The 25,632-nt window shown below is 68.5% G+C and carries 18 protein-coding genes; 10 read left to right on the forward strand and 8 right to left on the reverse strand.

The window, feature by feature from the left end; genetic code table 11:
* Nucleotides 1-673: 673 nt before the first annotated feature.
* On the forward strand, nucleotides 674-2,815 hold the full coding sequence (locus DFS13_RS10185) for a hypothetical protein (protein ID WP_034201622.1): 2,142 nt from the start codon (nucleotides 674-676) through the stop codon (nucleotides 2,813-2,815).
* Between the two features lie 91 nt (nucleotides 2,816-2,906).
* On the opposite strand, the gene DFS13_RS10190 is transcribed toward DFS13_RS10185, so the two are convergent.
* The 5 genes from DFS13_RS10190 to DFS13_RS10210 form a co-directional block, all read right to left on the reverse strand.
* On the reverse strand, nucleotides 2,907-4,307 hold the full coding sequence (locus DFS13_RS10190; RefSeq protein ID WP_006483889.1) for a sensor domain-containing diguanylate cyclase: 1,401 nt from the start codon (nucleotides 4,305-4,307) through the stop codon (nucleotides 2,907-2,909).
* Nucleotides 4,308-4,569: 262 nt separating this feature from the next.
* On the reverse strand, nucleotides 4,570-5,748 hold the full coding sequence (locus DFS13_RS10195; protein ID WP_048985869.1) for an acetyl-CoA C-acyltransferase: 1,179 nt from the start codon (nucleotides 5,746-5,748) through the stop codon (nucleotides 4,570-4,572).
* Between the two features lie 50 nt (nucleotides 5,749-5,798).
* On the reverse strand, nucleotides 5,799-6,431 hold the full coding sequence (pncA, locus tag DFS13_RS10200) for a bifunctional nicotinamidase/pyrazinamidase (protein WP_006483895.1): 633 nt from the start codon (nucleotides 6,429-6,431) through the stop codon (nucleotides 5,799-5,801).
* Nucleotides 6,432-6,475: 44 nt separating this feature from the next.
* Nucleotides 6,476-8,560: a 3-hydroxyacyl-CoA dehydrogenase NAD-binding domain-containing protein gene (locus DFS13_RS10205; protein WP_111441692.1), complete on the reverse strand. Its 2,085-nt coding sequence runs from the start codon at nucleotides 8,558-8,560 to the stop codon at nucleotides 6,476-6,478.
* 194 nt (nucleotides 8,561-8,754) lie between these two features.
* A complete protein-coding gene (locus DFS13_RS10210; RefSeq protein ID WP_111441693.1) occupies nucleotides 8,755-10,398 on the reverse strand; it encodes a 3-(methylthio)propionyl-CoA ligase in 1,644 nt (547 codons plus the stop codon).
* Between the two features lie 178 nt (nucleotides 10,399-10,576).
* Here DFS13_RS10210 and DFS13_RS10215 point away from each other — a divergent pair, with 178 nt between their 5' ends.
* The 5 genes from DFS13_RS10215 to DFS13_RS10235 all read left to right on the forward strand — a co-directional run bounded on the left by DFS13_RS10215 (nucleotide 10,577) and on the right by DFS13_RS10235 (nucleotide 14,392).
* Nucleotides 10,577-12,145 (forward strand): YdiU family protein, encoded by a 1,569-nt coding sequence (locus DFS13_RS10215; RefSeq protein ID WP_111441694.1) that lies wholly within the window; start codon nucleotides 10,577-10,579, stop codon nucleotides 12,143-12,145.
* A gap of 44 nt (nucleotides 12,146-12,189) precedes the next feature.
* Complete coding sequence (msrB, locus tag DFS13_RS10220; protein WP_006483891.1) at nucleotides 12,190-12,621, forward strand: peptide-methionine (R)-S-oxide reductase MsrB; 432 nt, start codon at nucleotides 12,190-12,192, stop codon at nucleotides 12,619-12,621.
* 129 nt (nucleotides 12,622-12,750) lie between these two features.
* Entirely contained in the window at nucleotides 12,751-13,281 is a 531-nt protein-coding gene (locus tag DFS13_RS10225) for a septation protein A (RefSeq protein ID WP_006483893.1), read from the forward strand.
* A 1-nt stretch (nucleotide 13,282) separates the two neighbouring features.
* Nucleotides 13,283-13,591: a BolA family transcriptional regulator gene (locus DFS13_RS10230; protein ID WP_006483904.1), complete on the forward strand. Its 309-nt coding sequence runs from the start codon at nucleotides 13,283-13,285 to the stop codon at nucleotides 13,589-13,591.
* Between the two features lie 18 nt (nucleotides 13,592-13,609).
* The gene (locus tag DFS13_RS10235; RefSeq protein ID WP_006483903.1) at nucleotides 13,610-14,392 is read left to right on the forward strand and encodes a peptidylprolyl isomerase; all 783 of its coding nucleotides are present in this window, start codon (nucleotides 13,610-13,612) and stop codon (nucleotides 14,390-14,392) included.
* A 171-nt stretch (nucleotides 14,393-14,563) separates the two neighbouring features.
* Here the strand turns inward: DFS13_RS10235 and DFS13_RS10240 are convergent, their stop codons facing one another.
* Nucleotides 14,564-15,109, reverse strand: a complete 546-nt coding sequence (locus DFS13_RS10240; protein WP_043205355.1) for a GNAT family N-acetyltransferase — start codon at nucleotides 15,107-15,109, stop codon at nucleotides 14,564-14,566.
* Nucleotides 15,110-15,114: 5 nt separating this feature from the next.
* Nucleotides 15,115-19,179 (reverse strand): phosphoribosylformylglycinamidine synthase, encoded by a 4,065-nt coding sequence (purL, locus tag DFS13_RS10245; RefSeq protein WP_006496355.1) that lies wholly within the window; start codon nucleotides 19,177-19,179, stop codon nucleotides 15,115-15,117.
* A gap of 328 nt (nucleotides 19,180-19,507) precedes the next feature.
* Between purL and DFS13_RS10250 the strand changes: the two genes are divergently transcribed.
* From DFS13_RS10250 to pgi, 3 genes are all read left to right on the forward strand, one after another.
* Complete coding sequence (locus DFS13_RS10250) at nucleotides 19,508-20,809, forward strand: FAD-dependent oxidoreductase (RefSeq protein WP_006492783.1); 1,302 nt, start codon at nucleotides 19,508-19,510, stop codon at nucleotides 20,807-20,809.
* A gap of 52 nt (nucleotides 20,810-20,861) precedes the next feature.
* Entirely contained in the window at nucleotides 20,862-22,406 is a 1,545-nt protein-coding gene (locus tag DFS13_RS10255) for an NAD(P)H-hydrate dehydratase (protein WP_111441695.1), read from the forward strand.
* A gap of 111 nt (nucleotides 22,407-22,517) precedes the next feature.
* The gene (gene pgi / locus DFS13_RS10260) at nucleotides 22,518-24,140 is read left to right on the forward strand and encodes a glucose-6-phosphate isomerase (protein ID WP_034201616.1); all 1,623 of its coding nucleotides are present in this window, start codon (nucleotides 22,518-22,520) and stop codon (nucleotides 24,138-24,140) included.
* Between the two features lie 68 nt (nucleotides 24,141-24,208).
* Here pgi and DFS13_RS10265 read toward each other — a convergent pair whose 3' ends face one another.
* On the reverse strand, nucleotides 24,209-24,922 hold the full coding sequence (locus DFS13_RS10265; protein ID WP_034201615.1) for an ABC transporter ATP-binding protein: 714 nt from the start codon (nucleotides 24,920-24,922) through the stop codon (nucleotides 24,209-24,211).
* On the opposite strand from DFS13_RS10265, the gene DFS13_RS10270 reads away from it, so the two are divergent.
* Nucleotides 24,921-25,589, forward strand: coding sequence for an arylesterase (locus DFS13_RS10270; RefSeq protein ID WP_111441696.1), 669 nt, complete (start codon nucleotides 24,921-24,923; stop codon nucleotides 25,587-25,589). The genes DFS13_RS10265 and DFS13_RS10270 overlap by 2 nt on opposite strands.
* Nucleotides 25,590-25,632: the final 43 nt, after the last annotated feature.

Consider the following 25,632-nt stretch of genomic DNA (forward strand, 5'->3'; position numbering starts at 1 on the left):
GCATCCCGACAGGCTTGTCGGAACCATCCGATGCTAGCAGACGTCGCAGTTCTTTCCGCTTTCGTCAGCGATCCGTCGTCGTGGAAAGCATGCGCAGGAACGCGGCTTGCTCGGCTTCGCGCGCGCCGTTTCAGCATGTCGGCATGTCACGGCATTGACCGACACCACGCGGCGATTCGTTCGCTGTCCGGCAACAATCGCCGGCGTGGCATGCCATTGCCAATTGTTTCGCTCTCGGACAGCTGCAGCACATTAATCGGCATCCATTAAATCGCACATTTTACCGGGGCGGCGGGTAATAATTGCGACCACTTTTCAATTCAATATTCAAAAACCAAAACATTATTGACTTCGGCTTTCCCGCAAATTTAGAATCGCCTACGACGGCTTACGCATCATTTTCTGCGCCGCCCCGGATTCGCCACCACCCGCGCGAAGGCCCGTCGCATAGCCTTTCCCGCGGGACATCGACGCGCATCCCTGTGGTTTTCAGCTTTCGGCATTATCGGCCACTCGGTTATTTGCCAACCCATTTTCCTTTCGACGAATCGCAGCACCTCGATTAATTCCCGCCATTCGCCAGAATGAATACAAGACGGGATCAAACGGACTCAAGATCCGCCGATTAGAACATCCGGATAAAAAATCGCCAATCATCAGGAGGGACATCAACATGCATCGCCTTGCGAAGTCGCTGTGTCTCGGGCTCGTCTGTGCCGGCCTGCTGTCGGCCTGCAACGACGACGACGTCCAGTCGAACACCCCGCCATCGAACACCGCCGCGTTGTCGTTCCGCATGGATACCGGCGGCCAGATCAACGCGTTCTACCGGCAGGACAAGGTCGCCGCACACCTGCTGGTGCGCTCGTCGACGAAGCCGCGCCTGCTGGTGGTCTTCCCCGCCGGCAACAGCGGCACCGGACTATGGTTCGACGACACCGCGCAGCCGGTAAACTGGAGCCTCGACACGCCGCCGTCCGCGCTGTCGGCCCCGGACACGCATGGCCGCCCGCTGTACGGCATCGGCGCCGACGTGTCGGTCGACACCACGTCGCTGACGATCCGCCAGGGCGTGCTCAGCAACGTGCGCTTCCTGCGCGACTTCAACGGCGGCGCCACGATTCCGCCGCAGATCCTCACCGCGCCGACGGTCCAGGGCAGCACCGCGCAATGGCAACGCGACCGCATCGACGGCGCACCGGGCTATGCGCTGCGCATCACGCTGCGCGACGGCGGCAGCATCGCGCCGGCTGCGGGTGGCAAGCTGGTGCTGAACGCGCCGGCGGGCGCACGCACGCTGAAGCTGCACATCGATGCGCTGTCGGGCGAGACGCCGCTGTCGCCGATCACGCACGCCGACCTGTTCGCGCCCGCCGTGAATCCCGACCCGGTCAGCCAGAACGTGCTCGAATTCCTGAGCTTCAACGACAAGCTGCTGGCCGGTTCGTGGCAATACGACACGTACTTCGGCCGCGACACGCTGATTTCGGTCCGCATGCTGATGCCCGTGCTCGAACCCGCGGCGATCGAGGCCGGCCTGTCGTCGGTGCTCAGCCGCCTGTCGGCGGACGGCAAGGTCGCGCACGAGGAAGGCATCGGCGAATTCGCGCTGATCGACAACCAGAAGAACGGGCGGCCTAACGATGCGACGCCGACCTACGACTACAAGATGATCGACAGCGACTACCTGCTCGCGCCGATCGCGGCCGCGTGGCTGATCGACGATACGCGCGGCCAGGCCCGCGCGGCCGCGTATCTGGCGCAGCGCGGCAGCGACGGGCAGACCAACGGCAGCCGCCTCGTCGTCAATCTGCTGCACGTCGCGACGACCGCGCAGCCGTTCGCGCAGCAGCCGTCGGTCGCGAACCTGATCCACCTGCGGCCCGGCGAAATCGTCGGCAACTGGCGCGACAGCACCGATGGCCTCGGCGGCGGCGTCTACCCGTACGACGTGAACGCGGTGCTCGTGCCGGCCGCGCTGCGCGCGGCGAACGCGTTCCTCGCCCGCGGCCTGCTCGATCCGTACCTCGATGCCGGGCAGCGTGCGACGCTCGCCAACACGGCGAATCAGGCGGCCACCTGGGAAACGCAGGCGCCGCCGCTGTTCCAGGTCAGCGTGCCGGCCGCACAGGCGGCCACCGACGTGTCGGCCTATGCGCCGTCTGCCGGCGTGCCGGCCGGCGCCGCGCCCAACGCCCCGCTGGCCTTCTACGCGCTGTCGCTCGATCAGCAGGGCAACCCGATTCCGGTGATGAATTCGGACGGCGGCTTCGCGCTGCTGTTCGGCACGCCGCCGGACGATCAGCTCCAGCGGATCGTCAGCGACGTCACGCGGCCGTTCCCGACCGGGCTCGTGACCGATGCCGGGATGCTGATCGCGAACCCCGCGTATGCAAGCCAGACGCTGTGGCCGAAGTTCACGAGCTCCGCGTATCACGGCACGGTGATCTGGTCGTGGCAGCAGGCGATGTGGGTGGCCGGGCTCGATCGCCAGCTCGCGCGTCAGGACCTGTCGGCCACGACCCGCACGCTGCTCACGCAAGCGCGGCAGACGATCTGGCAGGTGATCTCGAACGGGCGCGACATGCGCACGTCGGAAATGTGGACGTGGTCGTACGTGAACGGCAAGTACCAGACCGACGCATTCGGCACGCGCAGCGCCGATGCGACCGAAGCCAACGCGGCGCAGCTCTGGAGTACGACGTATCTCGCGATCCGCGATCCGCAGCAGCGCGCGGGCAAGTACTGGTGGCAGGCGTCGCAGCCGACGCAGGACGCACAGCCGAAACAGGCGACGGCGGTGGCGGCGCGCTAGCGCGTCGCCGCACGCATACCGACGGGCAACGGCATCGGCATGCAAAAAACCCGGCGGCACGCCCGCCGCCGGGACGTCGAAGGAATCCGGATCACCGCGACACCACGCGATTCCGCCCTTCCCGCTTCGCCTGGTACAGCCGCTCGTCGACCACCCGCAGCAGCGTATCGACCGTGCTGCCGTCGACCCCGTACTGCGCGACGCCGACGCTGACCGTCACCTGCACGCGCTTGAAGTCGAGCCCGAACGGCGAACTCGAGATCGACGAACGCACGCGCTCGGCCGTCATCCGCGCACCTTCGAGCGGCATCTCGGGCAACAGCGCCATGAATTCCTCGCCGCCGACCCGCGCGAGCGCGCCCGCCGGACGAATCGCCTCGAGGCACTGGCGCACGACGCCGCGCAGCACCTCGTCGCCGATCTGGTGCCCGTACGCATCGTTGATGTTCTTGAAATTGTCGAGATCGAGCGCGAGCAGGCAGAACGGCGTGCCGTCGCGCTCGGCCCGCACGATCTCGCGCTCGACTTGCGCGATGAACTGCCGGCGGTTCGACGCGCCCGTCATCGGATCGGTCGCGGCCATGTATTCGAGCTTCTGGTTCGTGCGCCGCAGCTCCTGCAGCGCGCTTTCGGTGCGCGCCATCGATTCCGACAGCCGGCTCATCAGGTCTTCCTGGCTGTAGATCGCCGAGAACGAGCGCGTCGTCTGCAGCGCCTGCACGACGCCGTAACTGAGCAGGAAGAATCCGCCCGCGAAGATCGCATGCGCGAGCCACCACATGTGATTCCACGGCTTGCCGAGGATGAACGCGAGCGACGACAGCGCGAACGCCATGATCGACACGCCGTAGATCACCATCAGCGGCGAGCGGATCCGCCGCGCGAGCAGCAGGCACACGTTCAGCAGCGAAAACACCAGCGCGCCGCCTTCCATCGACAGCCGCGTGCCCGGCGCGCCGGCGACCGGCGAATAGGCGATGTACGCGACCGCCACGTTGACGATCAGGAAGAACACGATCCACGGCAGCCAGGTGCGCACGCTCGTGCGCTTGTCGAGCCGGTCGGGCGGCCGCGAATACGACAGCAGGCCCGTGAGCAGCAGCGCCGACATCACGAACCGCGACGCGGGCCCGTACAGCAGGAACAGCCAGATATTGTGGTGCGCCATCCCGGTGAACGCCCCGTGCAGCGCATAGATCATCGCGAAGCCGAGGAAGCCGAGCGTGAGCCAGCGCAACAGCGGCTCGCCGGACGACCGGTAGCACACCCACGTCACGTAGGTGACGAACGCGCCTTCGACCGTCGCCGCCGCGATCGCGATTTCATGGAAAGCGTGGCTCTCGAACACGACGCCCGGGTCGCTGAAGAACCACAGATAGGCAATCAGATAGGCGGGCAGCAACGCGAATCCGACCAGCAGGCATTTCGCGTAGAGCCTCGCGGCCGCGCTGACGACGCGCGGCGGTTCCCCGGCTGCATAGGTCGTACTCATTCGGTCCCCGGTCGGTCTGCTGCGTTGGTTCGATTCTTCGCGGCACGGATCGCACGACGCACGATCTGGCCCATCGTGCCGAAAGGCAAATGTCAGAGCAAGTATAGGTGGGGCAATTCGTTTGACAAGTCAGGGGAAACGGCATTGCCGGGTGCATGCCTTTTACTTCCCGATCGTTGCGAATGGCGGGTGCGCCGCGCCGATTCACCACGGCGGCGGGCGGTGACGCGAAAGCGCAACCGCGGCCGCCGCCGGTCAAAGATCAGAGGATTTCGAACAGGCCGGCCGCGCCCTGCCCGCCGCCGATGCACATCGTGACGACCACGTACTTGACGCCGCGCCGCTTGCCTTCGATCAGCGCATGGCCCGTCAGGCGTGCGCCCGACACGCCGTACGGGTGGCCGACCGCGATCGCGCCGCCGTTCACGTTCAGGCGATCCTCAGGGATCCCGAGCGTGTCGCGGCAATACAGCACCTGCACCGCGAACGCCTCGTTCAGCTCCCACAGGCCGATGTCGTCGACCTTCAGCCCCGCCTGCTTCAGGAGCTTGGGCACCGCGAACACCGGGCCGATGCCCATTTCGTCCGGCTCGCAGCCGGCCACCGCGAAGCCGCGGAACGCACCCAGCGGCTGCAGCCCTTCGCGCTGCGCGGCGTCGGCGCTCATCACGACGCACGCCGACGCGCCGTCCGAGAACTGGCTCGCGTTGCCCGCGGTGATCACGCCGCCCGGCACCGCCGAACGGATCTTCGACACGCCTTCGAGCGTCGTGTCGGGCCGGATGCCTTCGTCGGCCGACACCGTCACTTCCTGCGTGAACAGGCGGCCCGTCGCCTTGTCGGCGATGCCCGCGAGCACGGTGATCGGTACGATCTCGTCGCGGAACAGCCCGGCTTCCTGCGCGGCCGCCGCGCGCAGTTGCGACTGCACGCCGTACGCGTCCTGCCGCTCCTTCGAGATACCGTAGCGCTTCGCGACGTTCTCGGCGGTCTGCAGCATGTTCCAGTAGATCTCGGGCTTGTGCTGGACGAGCCAGCCTTCCTGGATCATGTGCCGGTTCATCTCGTTCTGCACGCACGAGATCGACTCGACGCCACCGGCCACATAGATCTCGCCTTCGCCCGCGATGATCCGCTGCGCGGCCAGCGCAATGGTCTGCAGCCCTGACGAACAGAAGCGGTTCACCGTCATCCCCGGCACGCTCACCGGCAAGCCGGCGCGCAACGCGATCTGCCGCGCGATGTTCGCGCCCGTCGCGCCTTCGGGGTTCGCGCAGCCCATGATCACGTCCTCGACGCGGGCGGGGTCGAGCTTCGCGCGCTCGAGCGCGGCCGCGACCACGTGGCCGCCGAGCGTCGCGCCGTGCGTCATGTTGAATGCACCGCGCCAGGATTTCGCCAGCGGCGTGCGTGCGGTCGATACGATTACGGCTTCGGTCATGCGAGTCTCCTTCGGTCCTGCTTCATGTCCTGAATCGGATGGGAAATGCGCTACGCCGCCGGGCGCGCGCCCGCGGACGTCGCATGCGCGACACCCGCTGCCTGCATCTGCTGCCATGCGTGCGCGAGCGACCCGTTCAGGTCGATCGCACGGCACGCATCGTTGATCACCGCGGCTTCGAAGCCTGCCGCGCGCGCATCGAGCGCCGACCACGCGACGCAATAGTCGGTCGCGAGCCCGCAGCACCACACGCGTTTCGCGCCGAGTTCGCGCAGATAGCCCGCGAGCCCGGTACGCGTCGTGCGGTCGGCTTCGACGAACGCGGAATAGCTGTCGACCTGCGCGTCGCCGCCCTTGCGGATCACGAGCCGCGCGTGCGGAATGTCGAGGTCGCGATGCAGCGCCGCGCCGTCGGTGTCCTGCACGCAGTGCACGGGCCACAGCACCTGCTCGCCGTACGGCAGCGCGAGCGTCGAGAACGGCTCGCGGCCCGGATGGTTCGCCGCGAACGACACGTGTTCGCGCGGATGCCAGTCCTGCGTGAGCACGACCTGGTCGAAGCGTTGCGCCAGTGCGTTGATCACCGGCACGACCGCATCGCCGTCGGGCACCGCGAGCGCGCCGCCCGGCATGAAGTCGTATTGCACGTCGATCACGAGCAGGACGTCGTCGGTGCGTTTCATTGCGTGTCTCCAGACAGGATCGGTCGCGCCGCGATACGGCGGCGTCAGCCGTTGAACCCGCGGCCGGCCTTCGCCAGTTCCGCGATCGACGGCGCGAGTTGCCATGCGTCGCCGTTCGGCGCGGCCGCATAACGGCGAATCGCGCGCTCGACGTTGTAGAGACCGACCGTATCCGCGTACAGCATCGGGCCGCCGCGCCACAGCGGGAAGCCATAGCCTGTCAGGTAAACCATGTCGATGTCGGACGCCTTCGACGCGATCTTCTCTTCGAGGATCTTCGCGCCTTCGTTGACGAGCGCGAACACGAGCCGCTCGACGATCTCGTCGTCGCCGATCTTGCGCCGCTCGACGCCGCGCTCCTTCGAGTACGCGACGACCATCTCGTCGACGAGCGACGACGGCTTCGCCTTGCGGTCGCCCGGCACGTAGTCGTACCAGCCGGCGCCCGTCTTCTGACCGAAACGGCCCTGTTCGCACAGACGGTCGGCGATCTTCGAATACTGCAGGCCGGGCTGCTCGACGTAGCGCCGCTTGCGGATCGCCCAGCCGATGTCGTTGCCGGCGAGGTCGCTCATCCGGAACGGCCCCATCGCGAAGCCGAATTTCTCGATCGCGCGATCGACCTGCGCGGGCAGCGCGCCTTCCTCGAGCATGAACAGTGCCTGGCGGATGTACTGCTCGATCATCCGGTTGCCGATGAAGCCGTCGCACACGCCCGACACGACCGCCGTCTTGCGGATCTTCTTCGCCACCGCCATCACGGTCGCGAGCACGTCCTTCGCGGTTTGCGCGCCGCGCACGACCTCGAGCAGCTTCATCACGTTCGCCGGGCTGAAGAAGTGCATGCCGACGACGTCCTGCGGACGCTTCGTAAACGCGGCGATCTTGTCGACGTCGAGCGTCGACGTGTTCGACGCGAGGATCGCGCCGGGCTTCGCGACTTCGTCGAGCTTCTTGAACACCTGCTCCTTCACGCCGAGTTCCTCGAACACGGCTTCGACGATCAGGTCGGCGTCCTTCAGGTCGTCGTAGGACAGCGTCGGCGTGATCAGCGCCATGCGCGCATCGAGCTTCTCCTGCGTGAGCTTGCCCTTCTTCACCTGTGCGTCGTAGTTCTTGCGGATCGTCGCGAGGCCGCGCTCCAGCGCGTCCTGCTTCGTCTCGAGCAGCGTGACGGGCAGCCCGGCGTTGATGAAGTTCATCGCGATCCCGCCGCCCATCGTGCCCGCGCCGATCACGCCGACCCGGCGGATCTCGCGCAGCGGCGTGTCGGCCGGCACGTCGGGAATCTTGCTCGCCGCCCGCTCGCCGAAGAATGCGTGGCGCAGCGCGCGGCTTTCCGGCGTCATCATCAGCGCGACGAAACCCTCGCGCTCGGCGACGCTGCCCTTGTCGAAACCGTTCAGCACGCCGGCCTCGATCGCGTCGATGCACTTGTGCGGCGCGGGGTAATTCGGCGCGGCGGCCCGCGCGGAATTGCGCGCGAACTGGATGAAACCGGCCGCGTTGTCGTGGACGATCTTGCGATCGCGCACGCGCGGATGCGGCCCCTTCTGCGCGCCGACCTTGCGGGCGAACGCCACGGCCGCGTCGAGCAGGTCGCCGTCGGCCATTTCGTCGAACAGCCCGCTCTTCGCGAGCTGCTCCGACGGCACCGGCGCACCCGACACGATCATGTTCAGCGCGGTTTCGAGCCCGACCGCGCGCGGCAGGCGTTGCGTGCCGCCCGCGCCCGGCAGCAGCCCGAGCTTCACCTCGGGCAGCGCGACCTGCGCGCCCGGCGCCGCGACGCGGTAATGCGCGCCGAGCGCGAGCTCGAGGCCGCCGCCCATCACGACGCTGTGCAGCGCCGCGACGACCGGCTTCGCGCTCACCTCCACCGCGCGGATCACGGTGTGCAGCGTCGGCTCCTGCAGCGCCTTCGGCGTATTGAATTCGGTGATGTCGGCACCGCCCGAGAACGCGCGGCCCGCGCCGGTCAGCACGATGGCCGTGACCGACGGGTCCTGCGCGGCGCGATCGAGCGCGTCCATGACGCCCTGGCGGGTCGACAGGCCGAGCCCGTTGACGGGCGGATTGTTGAGCGTGATGACGGCCACGCCGTCGCGAGTCGAGTAATCCACTGCCATCTGCCTGCCTCCATGCATCGCGCGCCGGATTGGCTGCGCTTCATTGTGCGCGGTCGAACAGCCGCATGTCCGGATGAACGGAGGCAGCATACAACGAAAAAGCACGGTCGTTCAATTTGAATTTTGTTCCCGATCCGGGGACGGATCGGGCGACCGATGCGGAGGTTGAAGCGGCGGCGGCCCGGGCCTGGGCCTTACGGCGCGCACACCGCCGTGGGCAACACGTAATCGCGGAACGTCTCGCGCAGCTTCAGCTTCTGCAGCTTGCCGGTCGCGGTGTGCGGCAGCGATTCGACGAACACGACGTCGTCGGGAATCCACCATTTCGCGACCTTGCCCTCGTAGAACGCGAGCAGCGTGTCGCGGCTCAGGTTCGCGCCTTCGCGCGGCACCACGACGAGCAGCGGCCGCTCGGTCCATTTCGGATGCGCGCAGGCGATGCAGGCGGCCTCGGCCACGCCCGGATGCGCGATCGCGACGTTCTCGATGTCGATCGAGCTGATCCACTCGCCGCCCGACTTGATCACGTCCTTGCTGCGGTCGGTGATCTGCAAGAAGCCGTCGGGGTCGATCGTCGCGACGTCACCGGTCGGGAACCAGCCGTCCGCGAGCGGCGACGCGTCGCCGCGAAAGTAGTGGTCGATCACCCACGGCCCGCGCACCTGCAGTTCGCCGAACGCGACGCCGTCCCACGGCAGCTCGCGGCCATCGTCGCCGACGATGCGCATGTCGACGCCGCAGATCACGCGCCCCTGCTTCTCGAGCAGCCGGCGCTGCGCGTCGAGCGGCCGCTGCGACTGCGCCCAGTTGAGCTTCGCGAGCGTACCGAGCGGCGACAGTTCGGTCATCCCCCACGCATGAATCACGCGTACGCCGTATTCGTCCTCGAACGTGCGCAGCATCGCGGGCGGGCACGCGGAGCCGCCGATCACCGTGCGGTTCAGCGTCGAGAAACGGACACCGGCTTCGCGCATGTAGTTCAGCAGCCCGAGCCACACGGTCGGCACGCCCGCGGAAAACGTCACGCGCTCGGCCTCCATCAGCTCGTACAGCGATTTCCCGTCGAGATCCTTGCCCGGCAGCACCAGCTTGCCGCCCGTCAGCGGCACCGCGTACGGCAGCCCCCATGCGTTGACGTGGAACATCGGCACGACGGGCAGCACGGCGTCCATCGCGGACAGGTTCATCGCGTCGGGCAGCGCGGCGCCGTACGCATGCAGCACGGTCGAACGATTCGAATACAGCACGCCCTTCGGGTTGCCTGTCGTGCCGGACGTGTAGCAGAGCCCCGACGCCTGCTGCTCGTCGAGGCGCGGCCAGTCGTAGTCGCCGTCTTCCGCTTCGACGAGCGTTTCGTAGCAGAGCAGCGGCGTGGCGGCGGACGGCAGGTGCGCGGCGTCCGTCATCGCGATCCAGCCCTTCACGTGCGGGCATTGCGGCGCGATCGCGTCGACCAGCGGCGCGAAATTGATGTCGAACAGCACGTAGCGGTCTTCCGCGTGATTGACGATGTACGCGATCTGTTCGGGAAACAGGCGCGGATTGATCGTGTGGCACACGGCGCCCATCCCGCCGATCCCGTAATACGCTTCCAGATGCCGGTAGCCGTTCCACGCCAGCGTGCCGACGCGGCCGCCGGTTTCGACGCCGAGCCGCGCCAGCGCCTGCGCCAGCTGCTTCGCGCGGCGTTCGCAATCGCGGTACGTGTAGCGATGCAGGTCGCCTTCCACGCGCTTCGACACGATCTCCGTGTCGCCGGCGTGCCGCGCGGCATGCGAAATCAGCGACGACACGAGCAACGGCACATCCATCATCTGGCCCAGCAACGGCTTACCCATCGTCTTGTTCTCCCTGAGGATGCGAATCGGTGACCAGCCTGGGGGCTGTTTCCGTAGCGAAGCAGCCCTGGTGTGCGCCCGTCAGCGGCCCCGGACGGGCGTGGCGCACGGCGCGCGGGCCGCCATGCGGGCGGCGCGGCGCCGCCTTACAATATCGGCTTACCCAGAGGCGCTCAACATGTCGTTTTCCCGAAGCGCAGCCGATGCGGCTGACACCCTCCCCGACCTCGCCGCGACGCTCGGCGCGCCCGCCGAGGGCGCGTTCGTCACGCTCGGCGACGCGTTTCATACGCGGCTGCCGGCCGCGCCGCTTGCCGCGCCGTACGTCGTCGGCTTTTCCGACGAAGTCGCGCAGCTGCTCGATCTGCCGCCCACGCTCGCCGCGCAGCCCGGCTTCGCCGAGCTGTTCGCCGGCAACCCGACGCGCGACTGGCCCGCGAACGCGATGCCGTATGCGTCGGTCTATTCCGGCCACCAGTTCGGCGTGTGGGCCGGCCAGCTCGGCGACGGCCGCGCGCTGACGATCGGCGAATTGCCCGGCACCGACGGCCGGCGCTACGAACTGCAGCTCAAGGGCGGCGGCCGCACGCCGTATTCGCGAATGGGCGACGGCCGCGCGGTGCTGCGCTCGTCGATCCGAGAATTCCTGTGCTCGGAAGCGATGCATCACCTCGGCATCCCGACCACGCGCGCGCTGACGGTGATCGGCTCCGACCAGCCGGTGGTGCGCGAGGAGATCGAGACGGCGGCCGTCGTCACGCGCGTGTCGGAAAGCTTCGTGCGCTTCGGCCACTTCGAGCACTTCTTCTCGAACGATCGCCCCGACCTGCTGCGCCAGCTTGCCGATCACGTGATCGACCGCTTCCATCCGGCCTGCCGCGACGCGGACGATCCGTACCTCGCGCTGCTCGAGGCCGCGACGCTGCGCACGGCCGACCTCGTCGCGCAATGGCAGGCCGTCGGTTTCTGCCACGGCGTGATGAACACCGACAACATGTCGATCCTCGGCGTGACGATCGACTACGGTCCGTTCGGCTTCGTCGACGCGTTCGATGCGAACCATATCTGCAACCACTCCGATACCGGCGGCCGCTATGCGTACCGGATGCAGCCGCGCATCGCGCACTGGAACTGCTACTGCCTCGCGCAGGCGCTGCTGCCGCTGATCGGGCTGCAGCACGGCATCGCCGACGACGATGCGCGCGCCGAGCGCGCGGTGGACGACGCACAGGCCGTGCTCGCGAAGTTTCCGGAGCGCTTCGGCCCCGCGCTCGAACGCGCAATGCGCGCGAAACTCGGTCTGGAACTCGAACGCGAGGGTGACGCCGAACTCGCGAACAAGCTGCTCGAGACGATGCATGCGAGCCACGCGGATTTCACGCTGACGTTCCGCCGGCTCGCGCAGATCTCGAAGCACGACGCGAGCCGCGACGCGCCCGTGCGCGACCTCTTCATCGACCGTGAAGCGTTCGACGCATGGGCGAACCTCTATCGCGCGCGGCTGTCCGAGGAAACGCGCGACGACGCGGCACGCGCGGTTGCAATGAACCGCGCGAACCCCAAATACGTGCTTCGCAACCATCTGGCCGAAGTCGCGATCCGGCGCGCGAAGGAAAAGGATTTTTCGGAAGTCGAGCGGCTCGCGCAGATCCTGCGCCGCCCGTTCGACGAACAACCGGAGCATGAAGCGTATGCGGCGTTGCCGCCCGACTGGGCCGGCTCGCTCGAAGTGAGCTGCTCGTCCTGAGCCCGCAACCCGCGCATCTCGACCGACCGATCAGGAGAACCCCCATGTCCCACGATTCCGACGACAAGACCTTCCCGTACCAGAAAGACGACGCCGAGCTGCGCCGCCGGCTCACGCCGATGCAGTACGAGGTCACGCAGCACGCGGCGACCGAGCGCGCGTTCACCGGCGAATACACCGACACCGAGGATGCCGGCATCTACAAGTGCGTCGTCTGCAGCACGCCGCTGTTCGAATCCGGCGCCAAGTTCCACTCGGGCTGCGGCTGGCCCAGCTACTTCAAGCCGCTCAACGGCGAGGTGATCGACGAGAAAATCGACTACTCGCACGGAATGGTGCGCGTCGAGGTGCGCTGCAACCACTGCGGCGCGCATCTGGGCCACGTCTTCGAGGACGGCCCGCGCGACAAGACCGGTTTGCGGTACTGCATCAATTCGGCTGCGTTAAACTTCGAGTCCCGACCCGAAAACGAATGAGCGGCGCCGGGCGGATCGCCGCGGCAGCCAGCCCCGGGCTGGCCGCCCCGATCCGCGACGGCGATGCCTGGCGGGTCCCTACAACGGTGACAGGCCGCGCCCGCGGCCCGTCACGCAGCTGCGAGCGCCATGAAATTTCTGTTCGATCTGTTTCCGATCATCCTGTTTTTTGTCGCCTTCAAGGTCTGGGGCATCTTTACCGCCACCGCCGTCGCGATCGTCGCGACGCTGGCCCAGGTCGCATGGGTCGCCTTCCGGCACCGGAAGGTCGACACGATGCTGTGGGTCAGCCTCGGCGTGATCGTCGTGTTCGGTGGCGCCACCCTCGTCCTGCATGACGAGAAATTCATTCAATGGAAACCGACTGTGCTGTACTGGCTGTTTGCGATCGGGTTGCTCGCCGCGCGTTATGCGTTCAGCAAGAACCTGATCGAGAAGATGATGGGCAAGCAGCTCACGCTGCCGTCCCCCGTGTGGGACAAGCTGAACCTCGCATGGGCGCTGTTCTTCGCGGTGCTCGGCGTCGCGAACCTGTACGTGGTGCACAACTTCACCGAATCGCAATGGGTGAACTTCAAGCTGTTCGGGACGACGGGCGCGATGGTCGTATTCATCATCCTGCAGAGCCTGTGGCTCACGAAGTACCTGAAGGACGAGTGACATGACCGACGCCTTTCTCCACGCCTCCGCCGACGAACGCATCGCGCTGATCGAAGCGCGCCTCACCGCGTCGCTCGCGCCGCTGTCGCTCACCGTGCGCGACGACAGCGCGCAGCACGCAGGCCACGCCGGCGCGGCCGCCGGCGGCCACTTCACGGTCACGATCGTGTCGTCCGCGTTCGCGGGCAAGCCGCGCGTCGCGCGGCACCGGCTGGTGTATGATGCGCTCGCTGATGCGATGCAGCGCGGCATTCACGCGCTCGCGATCGTGGCTTACACGCCCGAAGAATTCAACGAATCTTCAATCTAGTCTCATTAGGAATTCCCGATGATCCTGACATCCCCCCGCCTGTGGGTCGCGGCGGCTGCATTTGCAGCGGCACCGGCATTCGCCCAGAACATCGCCGTCGTCAACGGCACGCCGATTCCGAAGTCGCGCGCCGACGCGATGGTCGCGCAGCTCGTCCAGCAAGGCCAGACCGACGGCCCGCAACTGCAGCAGGCCGTGCGCCAGGAGCTCGTGAACCGCGAAATCCTGATGCAGGAAGCGATTCGCGAAGGCATCCCGAACCGTCCGGACGTGAAGGCGCAAGTCGCCGTCGCGCAGCAGACCGTCGTGCTGCGCTCGATGATCGAGGGCTTCCTGAAGAAGAACCAGCCGACCGACGCCGAAGTGAAGGCGCGCTACGACGAGCTCGTCAAGGGCGTGGGCGGCAACCGCGAGTATCACCTGCACCACATCCTCGTCGACAACGAGCAGCAGGCGAAGGACCTGATCGCGAAGATCAAGGGCGGCGCGAAGTTCGAGGATCTCGCGAAGCAATACTCGAAGGATCCAGGCTCGGGCAAGAACGGCGGCGATCTCGACTGGTCCGATCCGAAGGCGTACGTGCCGGAATTCGCGGCGGCCGCGCAGAAGCTGCAGAAAGGCCAGATGACCGACACGCCGGTGAAGACGCAGTTCGGCTGGCACATCATCCGCGTCGACGACATCCGCGACATCGCGCCGCCGCCGTTCGACCAGGTGAAGGCGCAGATCGCGCAGCAGCTCGTGCAGCAGAAGCTGCAGGCGTTCGAGGAAGGTCTGCGCCAGCAGGCCAAGATCCAGTAACGCCGGCGCGCGTCACACGCGCATCGATCAGCCGCTCTTCGGAGCGGCTTTTTCTTTTGGCGCGCACGAACAGGGGTGCCGCGATGCGATGGGGCTTAGCCGACGCACAACAAAAAACCGCTCCGGGGAGCGGTTTTTCCCGTGCCAGGCGTCACCCGCCCGCAGCGTTCGCTACGCGGGATAAAACACGTCGTGGTAACGCACGTCGCCTGCCGGCAGCGGCGCGGAATCATCGAGCGACAGCGCGAGGAAATACTCGGCCGGCACGCCCGCAAACACGATGTCGCCGTACGGTTCGAATCCGAAACGCGCGTAATACGCCGGCTCGCCGAGCACCACGCAGCCACGCGCGCCGAGCCGGCGCAATGCGTCGAGCCCCGTGCGCACGAGCCCCGCGCCGATGCTCTGCCGCTGGCAATCGGGCCGCACCGCGAGCGGCGCGAGCCCGTACCACTGCTGACTGCCGGCCGGCTCGCCGCCGATCGCGACCGGCGAGAACGCGACGTGCCCGACGATGCGCCCGTCGCGCTCCGCGACGAGCGATACGCTCAGCGCACCGTCCGCGCGCAGCGTGTCGACGATGCGCTGCTCGAACGCGCCGCCCTGCGGCTCGCCCGCGAACGCCGCACGGATCACGCGGCCGATCGCGTCGGCCTCGCTCGCACGCTCGTCACGCAGCGTGACGACCTCGACCGGCGCGTTCGGGTCGAACATCATCCGGATCAGCCGATCCAGCGACGTGCGTTGCGGAACACCCGCATCCACGGGCTCGCGTCACCCCAACCTTCCGGGTGCCAGCTCATCGTCACCGTACGATGCACGCGCTCCATGTGCGGCATCAGCACCGAGAAGCGGCCGTCAGCCGTCGTGACCGACGTGATGCCGGCGGGCGACCCGTTCGGGTTGAACGGATAGCGCTCGGTCGCTTCGCCGCGGTGGTCGACGTAACGCATCGCGACCGCGACGCGGTCGATGTCGCCTTGCTGCGAGAAGTCCGCATAGCCTTCGCCGTGCGCGACCGCGACCGGAATCCGCGAGCCTTCCATTCCCGCGAAGAAGATCGACGGCGATTTCTCCACTTCGACGAACGAGAAACGCGCCTCGAACTGCTCGGACTTGTTGCGCGTGAACTTCGGCCACGCTTGCGCGCCCGGGATCATCGACGCGATGCTCGACAGCATCTGGCAGCCATTGCAGATACCGAGGGCGAACGTATCGGAACGCGCAAAGAAGGCCGAGAACATGTCGGCGAGGTTCGCGTTGAAACGGATCGTCTTCGCCCAGCCTTCGCCCGCGCCCAGCACGTCGCCGTACGAGAAGCCACCGCACGCGACCGCACCCGCGAAATCGGCCAGCGTCGCGCGGCCCGCGAGCAGGTCGCTCATGTGCACGTCGTGCGCATCGAAGCCGGCGCGGTCGAACGCATACGCCGTTTCCAGATGCGAATTCACGCCCTGCTCGCGCAGGATCGCGACGCGCGGCCGTGCGCCCGTCGCGATGAACGGCGCGGCGATGTCGTCGGCCGGATCGAACGTGAGCACCGGCGAGAGGCCCGGGTCGGCCGCGTCGAGCAGCGCGTCGTATTCGGCATCCGCGCAGGCGGGGTTGTCACGCAGGCGCGCGATGCGCCAGCTCACTTCGCTCCAGGCGCGATGGAGCTCGGTACGCGGCGCGTCGAAGATCTTCTTCGCATCGCGGTACACCTCGATCACGTCGCGATCGTTGACCGAGCCGATCACGTGCGAGCACGTCGACAGGCCGAATTCGCGCAGCGCGCCGAGCACCGCGTCGCGGTCGGACGCGCGCACCTGCACGACGGCGCCGAGCTCTTCGGAGAACAGCGCGCGCAGCGTGCGGTCGTCGCGACGGCCGCTCGTCTGCTTCGCCCAGTCCTTCGCGTCGCCGTAGTCGGATTCGTGGTTCGGGTCGAGCGTCAGCATGTCGACGTTCAGCGATACGCCCGCGTGGCCCGCGAACGCCATTTCGCACACGGTCGCCCACAGGCCGCCGTCCGAGCGGTCGTGGTACGCGAGCAGCTTGTCCTGCGCATTGAGCGACTGGATCGCGTTGAAGAAGCGCTTCAGGTCTTCCGCGTCGTCGACGTCCGGCGTCGTGTCGCCGACCTGCTGCGTGACCTGCGCGAAGATGCTGCCGCCCATCCGGTTCTTGCCGCGGCCGAGGTCGATCGCGATCAGCACGCTGTCGCCCGCATCCGCCACGCGGCGCAGTTGCGGCGTGAGATGGCGGCGCACGTCCTCGACCGGCGCGAACGCGGAGATGATCAGCGACACCGGCGACACCACTTCCTTCGCGACGCCCTGCTCGTCCCACTTCGTCTTCATCGACAGCGAATCCTTGCCGACCGGGATGCCGATCCCGAGCGCCGGGCACAGCTCCATGCCGATCGCCTTGACCGTGTCGAACAGCGCGGCGTCTTCGCCGGCCGTGCCGCACGCGGCCATCCAGTTCGCGGACAGCTTCAGCTTGTCGAGCGACGCGATCGGCGCGCTCGCGATGTTCGTGATCGCTTCGCCGACGGCCATGCGGCCCGATGCGGGTGCATCGATCACGGCGAGCGGCGTGCGCTCGGCCATCGTCATCGCCTCGCCCTTGAAGCCCGCGTAGTCGAGCGCGGTGATCGCGCAGTCGGCCACCGGCACCTGCCACGGGCCGACCATCTGGTCGCGCACCGACGTACCGCCGACCGAACGGTCGCCGATCGTGATCAGGAACGACTTGCTGCCGACCGTCGGGTGCTTCAGCACGTCGAGCGCGACCGCCGACAGCGCGATGCCGGTCACGTCGACCGGCGCACGCTCGGTGTTCACGCGCGTGACGTCGCGGTGCATGCGCGGCGGCTTGCCGAGCAGCACTTCCATCGGCATGTCGACCGGGTATTCGTCGGCGCCCGTCGCTTCGTCGTCGACGAGCTTCAGCTGGCGTTCGTCGGTCGCGACACCGACCACCGCGAACGGGCAGCGCTCGCGCGCGCAGATCGCCTCGAAGCGCGGCAGGTCGGCCGGCGCGATCGCCAGCACGTAGCGCTCCTGCGCCTCGTTCGACCAGATTTCGCGCGGCGACAGGCCCGATTCCTCGAGCGCGACCTTGCGCAGTTCGAAGCGCGCGCCCTTGCCCGCGCCGTCGACGATTTCGGGGAATGCGTTCGACAGGCCGCCCGCGCCGACGTCGTGGATGCTCAGGATCGGGTTTTCCGCGCCGAGCTGCCAGCAGCCGTTGATCACTTCCTGCGCGCGCCGCTCGATTTCCGGGTTGCCGCGCTGCACCGAGTCGAAGTCGAGTTCGGCCGTGTTCGCGCCGGTCGCCATCGAGCTCGCGGCGCCGCCGCCCATGCCGATCCGCATGCCGGGGCCGCCGATCTGGATCAGCAGCGAGCCCGCCGGCACGTCGTGCTTGTGCGTGTGCTGATCCGCGATGTTGCCGAGGCCGCCCGCGATCATGATCGGCTTGTGATAGCCGTGCACCGTGCCGCCGACGTTCTGCTCGTAGACGCGGAAGTAACCGCCGAGGTTCGGGCGGCCGAATTCGTTGTTGAAGGCGGCGCCGCCGAGCGGGCCGTCGATCATGATCTGCAGCGGCGACGCGATGCGGTCCGGGCGGCCGTACGGGCCGTGCTGCTCGTTCGGGTTGCGCTCGGCCACCGGCTGCGCGGCGTCGCGCGCGTTTTCCCACGGCTGGCGGGCGTCCGGCAGGTCGAGGTTCGACACGGTGAAGCCCGTGAGGCCGGCCTTCGGGCGCGCACCGCGGCCCGTCGCGCCTTCGTCGCGAATCTCGCCGCCCGCGCCGGTCGCCGCCCCCGGGAACGGCGAGATCGCCGTCGGGTGGTTGTGCGTCTCGACCTTCATCAGCGTGTGCGTGAGTTCGGTGTGGCGGCCGTAGCGCTCGCCCGGCTCGCCGGGCGCACCGGCCTTGCGCGGGAACCAGCGCTCGGCCTCGGCGCCGACCATGATCGACGAGTTGTCCGAATACGCGACGATCGTGCCCTGCGGGCTCAGCTTCTCGGTGTTGCGGATCATCGCGAACAGCGACATGTCCTGCGCTTCGCCGTCGATCGTCCACTGCGCGTTGAAGATCTTGTGGCGGCAGTGCTCGCTGTTCGCCTGCGCGAACATCATCAGTTCGACGTCGGTCGGGTTGCGTTCGAGCTTGCGGAACGCGTCGACCAGATAGTCGATCTCGTCGTCGGCGAGCGCGAGGCCCAGCTCGACGTTCGCGCGCTCCAGCGCGCCGCGGCCGACGCCCAGCACGTCGACGGTCGACAGCGGCTTGGCCGGCAGTTCGTCGAACAGGTGCTTCGCGTCGTCGCGCGCCGCGACCACGCTTTCGGTCATCCGGTCATGCAGCGCGGCCGCGACGGCCGCGCGCGCGTCGTCCGACAGCGCCTTCTTGCCGCCGAGCAGGCCCGACTTCAGCGTGACCGTGAATTCGACGCCGCGCTCGATGCGGCGCACCTGCGTGAGGCCGCAGTGCTGCGCGATGTCGGTCGCCTTGCTCGCCCACGGCGAGACCGTGCCGAAGCGCGGCAGCACGACGAAGGTCTCGGTCGTGCCCTTCTCGCCCGCCGGCTGGAACGGCTCGCCATAGTGCATCAGCGCATCGATGCGCGCGCTGTCGTCGGCCGACAGCGGCTCGGCCGCATTGACGAAGTGCAGGAACTGGCCGCGTACCGCGACGATGTTGGCGTCGATTTGCCTGAGCGTATCGAGCAGACGGGTTTGACGGAAATCGGAGAGGGCCGAAGCGCCGGGAAAACACGAGAAGTGAGCCATGGGCTGGACTGACGTCGATGAGTCGCGCGAGGTGGCGACGTGGGGCGAAAGGAAGGCCGTAATTATACCCGGAAGTCGGCCGCCCAAGACCGGCCGATCGGTAGTCCGCATGCACCGCGACGGTGCCGGGACGCGTGGCGCGCACGGCCGCCCGCCGGGCCGGCCTGCGCGGGCCCAGGATGCCCGCCGCCGTGGCCCGACCGCACGACCCATGCTCGGCCGGCGCCGGCTCGCGCACTTTTGGCGCTATCATTCCGGGTTCACCGGGCCCGGCCCTCAGCGAATTCTCACCGGGCGGCGTGCGCGCCGCCCGTCATCGAAGCACTCCATGGATGTCATCGTCATCGGCGGCGGAATCAGCGGCGTCGCCACCGCCTACCAGCTGCGCGCGGCCGGCCATCGCGTGTGCGTGGTCGAACGCCACGCGACCGTCGCGCAAGGTGCGACCTACGGCGACGGCGGCGCGCTGCTGCCGAGCCCGCTCGACGTCTGGTTCGGCCCGACTTTCATGCGCCAGCGCCAGCCGCGCGACAGCGGCATCGTCTACAAGCCGGGCTTCAACGGCGGCGTGCGCCGCTTCGTCAAGCAACTCGGCACGCTGCGCGAGCCCGACGCGTTCGCCGCGCAGTACGCGCGGCTGCGTCCGCTGATCGACGCGTCGCGCGACGCGCTCGCCGATATCGACGCGCGTCTCGAGCTCGAATTCGAACAGAAACCCGGCATCCTGCACGTCGTGCGCGATCCGCGCGACTGGGATGCGCTGCAACCGGCGCTCGACCTGCTGCGCACGCTCGACCAGCCGTACCGCACCCTCACCGCCGACGAATGCGCGGCGCTCGAACCGTCGGTGCCGGCCGAACCCGGCTTTGCCGGCGGCGTGCTGCTCGAAACCGAGCGCACCGGCAATTGCCCGCTGTTCGCGAAACTGATCAAGCAGACGCTGGACGAGCACGGCGTGCAGTTCCGGTTCGGCGCGGACGTCGCCGCGATCCGCGTCGACAGCGGCCGCGCCGCGGTCGAGCTCGTGCCGCCGGGCAACCGGCGCGCGGCGCAGGCGCGCGAGGTCGACGTGATTTCCGCGGACGCGATCGTGGTCGCCGCCGGCGCCGGCAGCCTCCCGCTGCTCGAACGGCTCGGCTGGCGCCTGCCGCTGCACCCCGCGCGCGTCCATACGCTCACCGCACCGGTCGCGTACGAAGAACACTCGCCGCACCTTTGCGTCGTCGATTCGATCAAGCGGATCTCGATCACGCGCACCCACCAGCGGCTGCGCGTCGGCGGCGCCGCCGTGCTGCAGAGCGTCGCCGATACCGCGAAACCGCTTGCCGAGCCGTTGTCCGAGGCCGCGCTCGCGCTGCTCGGCCAGGCCGTCCATGACTGGGTGCCCGGCGCCGCCAAGATCTCCGCCGCCCTGCCGTGGCGAGGCATGCAACTGCTGTCGCCGGACGGCCTGCCCGTCGTGGGTCCGACCCCGCATCCACGCGTGTTCGTCAATTTCGGCCATGGCCCGGCCGGCTGGGGCCTCGCGTGCGGGTCTGCTAAAGTGGTGACCGACTATCTGGGCGGCAACGTCCAGCACTGGCCCGCCGACACGCTCGCCGCGCTGAGCGCCGGCCGCTTCACGACCTGACCGCCGCGGGCCGACCCGTGGCGGCCTCCTTGCCCGCCGCCACGATCCCGCGATGACCGTTACCCGCCCGCTTCCCGATTCCGATCCGATCGCACTGCTGCGCGTCGCCGACCTGCGCGCGGCCGAAGCCGACGCCGCCGCCGCGCTGCCGCCGCACACGCTGATGGGCCGCGCCGGCGCCGCCGCCGCGCACTGGCTGTCCAAACGCGTCGCCGGCGACGATCGCCCCGTCTGGTTCGCGGTCGGCCCCGGCAACAACGGCGGCGACGCGCTGGTGGCCGCCGCGCAGCTCCAGCAGCTCGGTGTCGCCACGCATGCGTGGATGCCGGTGCCGGTCAAGCCGGACGACGCGCAATGGGCGCTGGGCCTCGCGCGCACCGCCGGCGTGCCGTTGTCGGCCACCGCGCCCGCGTCGCTGGAGGGCTACGCGTGGGTCGTCGACGGGCTGTTCGGCATCGGCCTCGGCCGTGCGCTCGACGGCGCGTTCGCGGAGCAGGCCGCACGCATCGCCGCCCATGCGCGCAGCGGCGGCCGCGTACTCGCGCTCGACGTGCCGAGCGGGCTCGACAGCGATACGGGCCGGATCGTCGGCGCGGGCGTCGCCGTTGCGGCCACCCACACGCTCACCTTCATCGGCGCGAAGCCCGGCCTCTACACGGGCGACGGCCGCGATCTCGCCGGCGAGATCCACGTCGCGTCGCTCGACGTCGGGCCGCCCGCCGCGCCGGCCATCGTGCTGAATGCGCCCGCGCGGTTCGCCGCGGCGCTGCCCGCGCGCGCCTTCGCGTCCCACAAGGGCACGTACGGCAGCCTCGCGGTGCTCGGCGGCGACACGGGCATGTGCGGCGCGCCGATCCTCGCCGCCCGCGCCGCGCTGTTCGCGGGCGCCGGCAAGGTGCACGTCGGCTTCCTTGGCGCGGGCGCGCCGCCGTACGACCCGCCGTTCCCCGAACTGATGCTGCATCCGGCCGACACGCTCGACCTCGGCGCGATGACCGCGATCGCGGCCGGTTGCGGGCTCGGCACGCGCGAGGCCGCGGCGACGCTCGTGCGCGACGTGCTCGCGCACGACCTCCCGACGCTGCTCGATGCCGACGCGCTGAACCTCGTCGCGACGCACGCGGACCTCGCGGCCGCCGTCGCCGCGCGCGGCGCACGCGGCAAGCCGTGCGTGCTGACGCCGCATCCGCTCGAAGCCGCGCGCCTGCACGGCAGCGACACGGCCGCGGTGCAGCGCGATCGCGTCGCGGCCGCGCAGACGCTCGCCGCCCGTTACGCCGGCATCGTCGTGCTGAAAGGCTCGGGCACGGTGATCGCCGCGCCCGACGGACGCGTAGCGATCAACCCGACCGGCAACGCGGCGCTCGCCACCGGCGGCACCGGCGACGTGCTCGGCGGCCTGATCGGCGCGCTGCTCGCGCAACGGGTCGCGCCATACGAAGCCGCACTGGCCGGCGTCTACCTGCACGGCCTCGCGGCCGACACGCTGACCGCGAACGGCACCGGCCCGGCCGGGCTCACCGCGGGCGAGCTCGCGCCGATGATGCGCACGCTGATCAATCGCCTTTTTTATCCGTCGCCGCGCGCCGACACGTAACGCCGCTATACTGACTGCCCCGCCGCACGGCGGGCCTTCTCGTCCGCCGGCTTTCCGATCCCGATGAGCCGGCGCGGCATTCCTCCCGATTCACGCTTCACTCGAACCGTCATGACGCTGAAATCGCTCCCCGCCTGGACTGCCCTTCAATCCCACTTCGAACAGATCCGCCACGCGCGGCTGCGCGACTGGTTCGCGCCGGAAAACGACCGCGCGCCGACCCGCGCCGAACGCTTCACGATTCCGGGCGGCGGTCTTGCGGCCGATTTCTCGAAGAACCGCATCGACGACGAAACGGTGCGCCTGCTCGTGCAACTCGCGCGCGACGCGGGCGTCGAAGCGCGCCGCGACGCGATGTTCGCGGGCGAGATCGTCAACCCGACCGAAGGCCGCGCCGCGCTGCACACCGCGCTGCGCGCGACCGACCCGCAAGCGCCGTTCCACGCGCAGGTGAGCGCCGAGCGCGCGAAGATGGCGACGTTCGCGCGCGCCGTGCGCAGCGGCACGTGGACGGGCTATACGGGCAAGCGGATCCGCCACGTGATCAACATCGGCATCGGCGGCTCGGATCTCGGGCCGAAGATGGTCGTGCATGCGCTGCACCACGTCGCGACACCCGAGATCTCGACCCACTTCGTGTCGAACGTCGACGGCGCCGACCTCGCGCGCGTGCTCGAACAGGTCGATCCCGAGGAAACGCTCGCGATCATCGTGTCGAAGACCTTCACGACGCTCGAGACGATGACGAACGCACGCTCGCTGCGCGACTGGTTCGTCGCGCGCGGCTGCCCCGAGGACGCGCTCGCGAAGCACTTCGTCGGCGTGTCGGCGAACCCGGCCGAAGTCGTGAAGTTCGGCATCGCCGCGGACAACGTGTTCGAAATGTGGGATTGGGTCGGCGGCCGCTATTCGCTGTGGTCGGCGGTCGGCCTGTCGATCATGATCGCGGTCGGCCCGGAGCAGTTCGACGAGCTGCTGGCCGGCGCGAACGACATGGACCGCCACTTCCGCGAAGCGCCGCTCGAGCGCAACCTGCCGGTGCTGCTCGGCCTGATCGGCATCTGGTACCGGAATTTCTTCGGCTCGCAGAGCTATCTCGTCGCGCCGTATTCGGAAGCGCTGCACTACCTGCCGTCGTACCTGCAGCAGCTCGAAATGGAGAGCAACGGCAAATCCGCGCGGCTGGACGGCACCTTCGTCGACTATCCGACGTCGGCCGTCACGTGGGGCGAGCCGGGCACCAACGGCCAGCATGCGTTCTTCCAGATGCTGCACCAGGGGCCGACGATCGTGCCGATCGACTTCATCGCGGTGCTGACGCCCGAGCATCCGCTCGCGAGCCACCATCCGAAGCTGCTCGCGAACTGCTTCGCGCAGAGCGAGGCGCTGATGCTCGGCCGCACGCTCGAAGAAGCGCGCCAGGTCGCCGGGCCCGGCAAGGAAGCGCTCGCGCCGCACCTGACGTTCCCCGGCAACCGCCCGACCACGACGCTGCTCGTCGATGCGCTGACGCCGCGCGCGCTCGGCGCGCTGATCGCGCTCTACGAGCACAAGGTGCTGGTGCAGGCGACGGTGTGGGACATCAATCCGTTCGACCAGTGGGGCGTCGAGCTCGGCAAGATTCTCGGCAAGGTCGTCGAAGCCGACCTGTCCGCCGAATCGGTCGACCCGGCGAAGCACGACTCGTCGACCACCGCGCTGATCGAGCGCGCCCGTGCGGCGCTCAAGCGTTGAAGCACTGACGCATCAACGCCCATGCCCGTGCGGGCCGCGCCACTCAGTTGCGCGGCCCGCACGACCCTTCACGCGTTGCGCGATGCCGCGTGCGGCGCGACGATGCGCCCCGCGTCGATCGTCACCGTCGTCGCACAGCGGCGCGCGAGTTCGGCATCGTGTGTGACGAGCACGAGCGTCGCGCCGTGCGCGCGGTTCAGTTCGAACATCAGGTCGATGACCGCGTGGCCGGTGGCCGCGTCGAGGCTGCCGGTCGGCTCGTCGGCGAACAGGATCGCCGGACGCGTGACGAACGCGCGTGCGAGTGCGACGCGCTGCTGTTCGCCGCCCGACAGCAGCTTCGGATAATGCGCAGTGCGTTCGCCCAGACCGACCTGCACGAGCAGCGCCCGGGCACGCTCGGCCGCCTCGCGCGCGCTGATGCCACCCTGCAGTTCGAGCGGCAGCATCACGTTCTCGAGCGCCGTCAGGTGCGGCATCAACTGGAACGACTGGAACACGAATCCGACCGCGCCGTTGCGCAGCGCCGCGCGTTCGTCCTCGTCGAGCTGGTCGAGCGCGCGGCCGAGCAGGCGAACCGTGCCGCTCGTCGCGCTGTCCAACCCCGCAAGCAGGCCGAGCAGCGTCGATTTGCCCGACCCCGACGCGCCGACGATCGCGAGGCTGCTGCCCGGTTGCACGGCGAGCGTGATGCCGTCGAGGATCGTCAGCTCGCCCGTTGCATCGGCAACCCGCTTGCACACGTCATGGACTTCGATGATCGGATCGGTAATCTTGAACATGGACACGACATTTCGCTGGAAAAGACGCGCGGCGGCCGCCGCGCTGCTGGGCACCCTGCTGGCCGTCACCGTACCCGCGCGCGCCTCGACGGCGTCGGCATCGAGCCAGCCCGTGATCGTCGTGCTCGGCGACAGTCTCTCGGCCGAATACGGACTGCCGCGCGACACAGGCTGGGTTGCACTGCTGCGGCAACGGCTCACGACCGAGCGAATCGATTATAGCGTCGCGAACGCCAGCGTCAGCGGCGACACCACGAGCGGCGGCCGTGCGCGGTTGCCCGCGGTGCTGCAGCGACTCAAGCCGTCGATCGTCGTCGTCGAACTCGGTTCGAACGATGCGCTGCGCGGCGTGCCGCTCGCGACGACCGAGCAGAACCTGCGCGACATCATCGCCAGCGCGCAGCGTGCGCGGGCGAAGGTCGTGCTGGTCGGCATGTACGTGCCGCCCAATTACGGCCCCGACTACACGCAGAAGTTCCACGCGGTCTATACGCGGCTGTCGAAGGACCTCGCCGTGCCGCTCGTGCCGTTCCTGCTGGCCGGCATCGAGAACAAGCCGGAGATGTTCCAGGCCGACCAGATGCATCCCGCGCAGCAAGCCCAGGGCATTCTGCTCGACAACGTGTGGCCGGCGCTGAAGCCGTTGCTCGGCAAGCCGCACGGCTGAGCGCAGCCGCGCACCGGAAAAAAAAGCCCCGCTTCGAGCGGGG

The sequence above is a fragment of the Burkholderia sp. 28_3 genome, from assembly GCF_003253915.1.
GTDB lineage: Bacteria > Pseudomonadota > Gammaproteobacteria > Burkholderiales > Burkholderiaceae > Burkholderia > Burkholderia cenocepacia.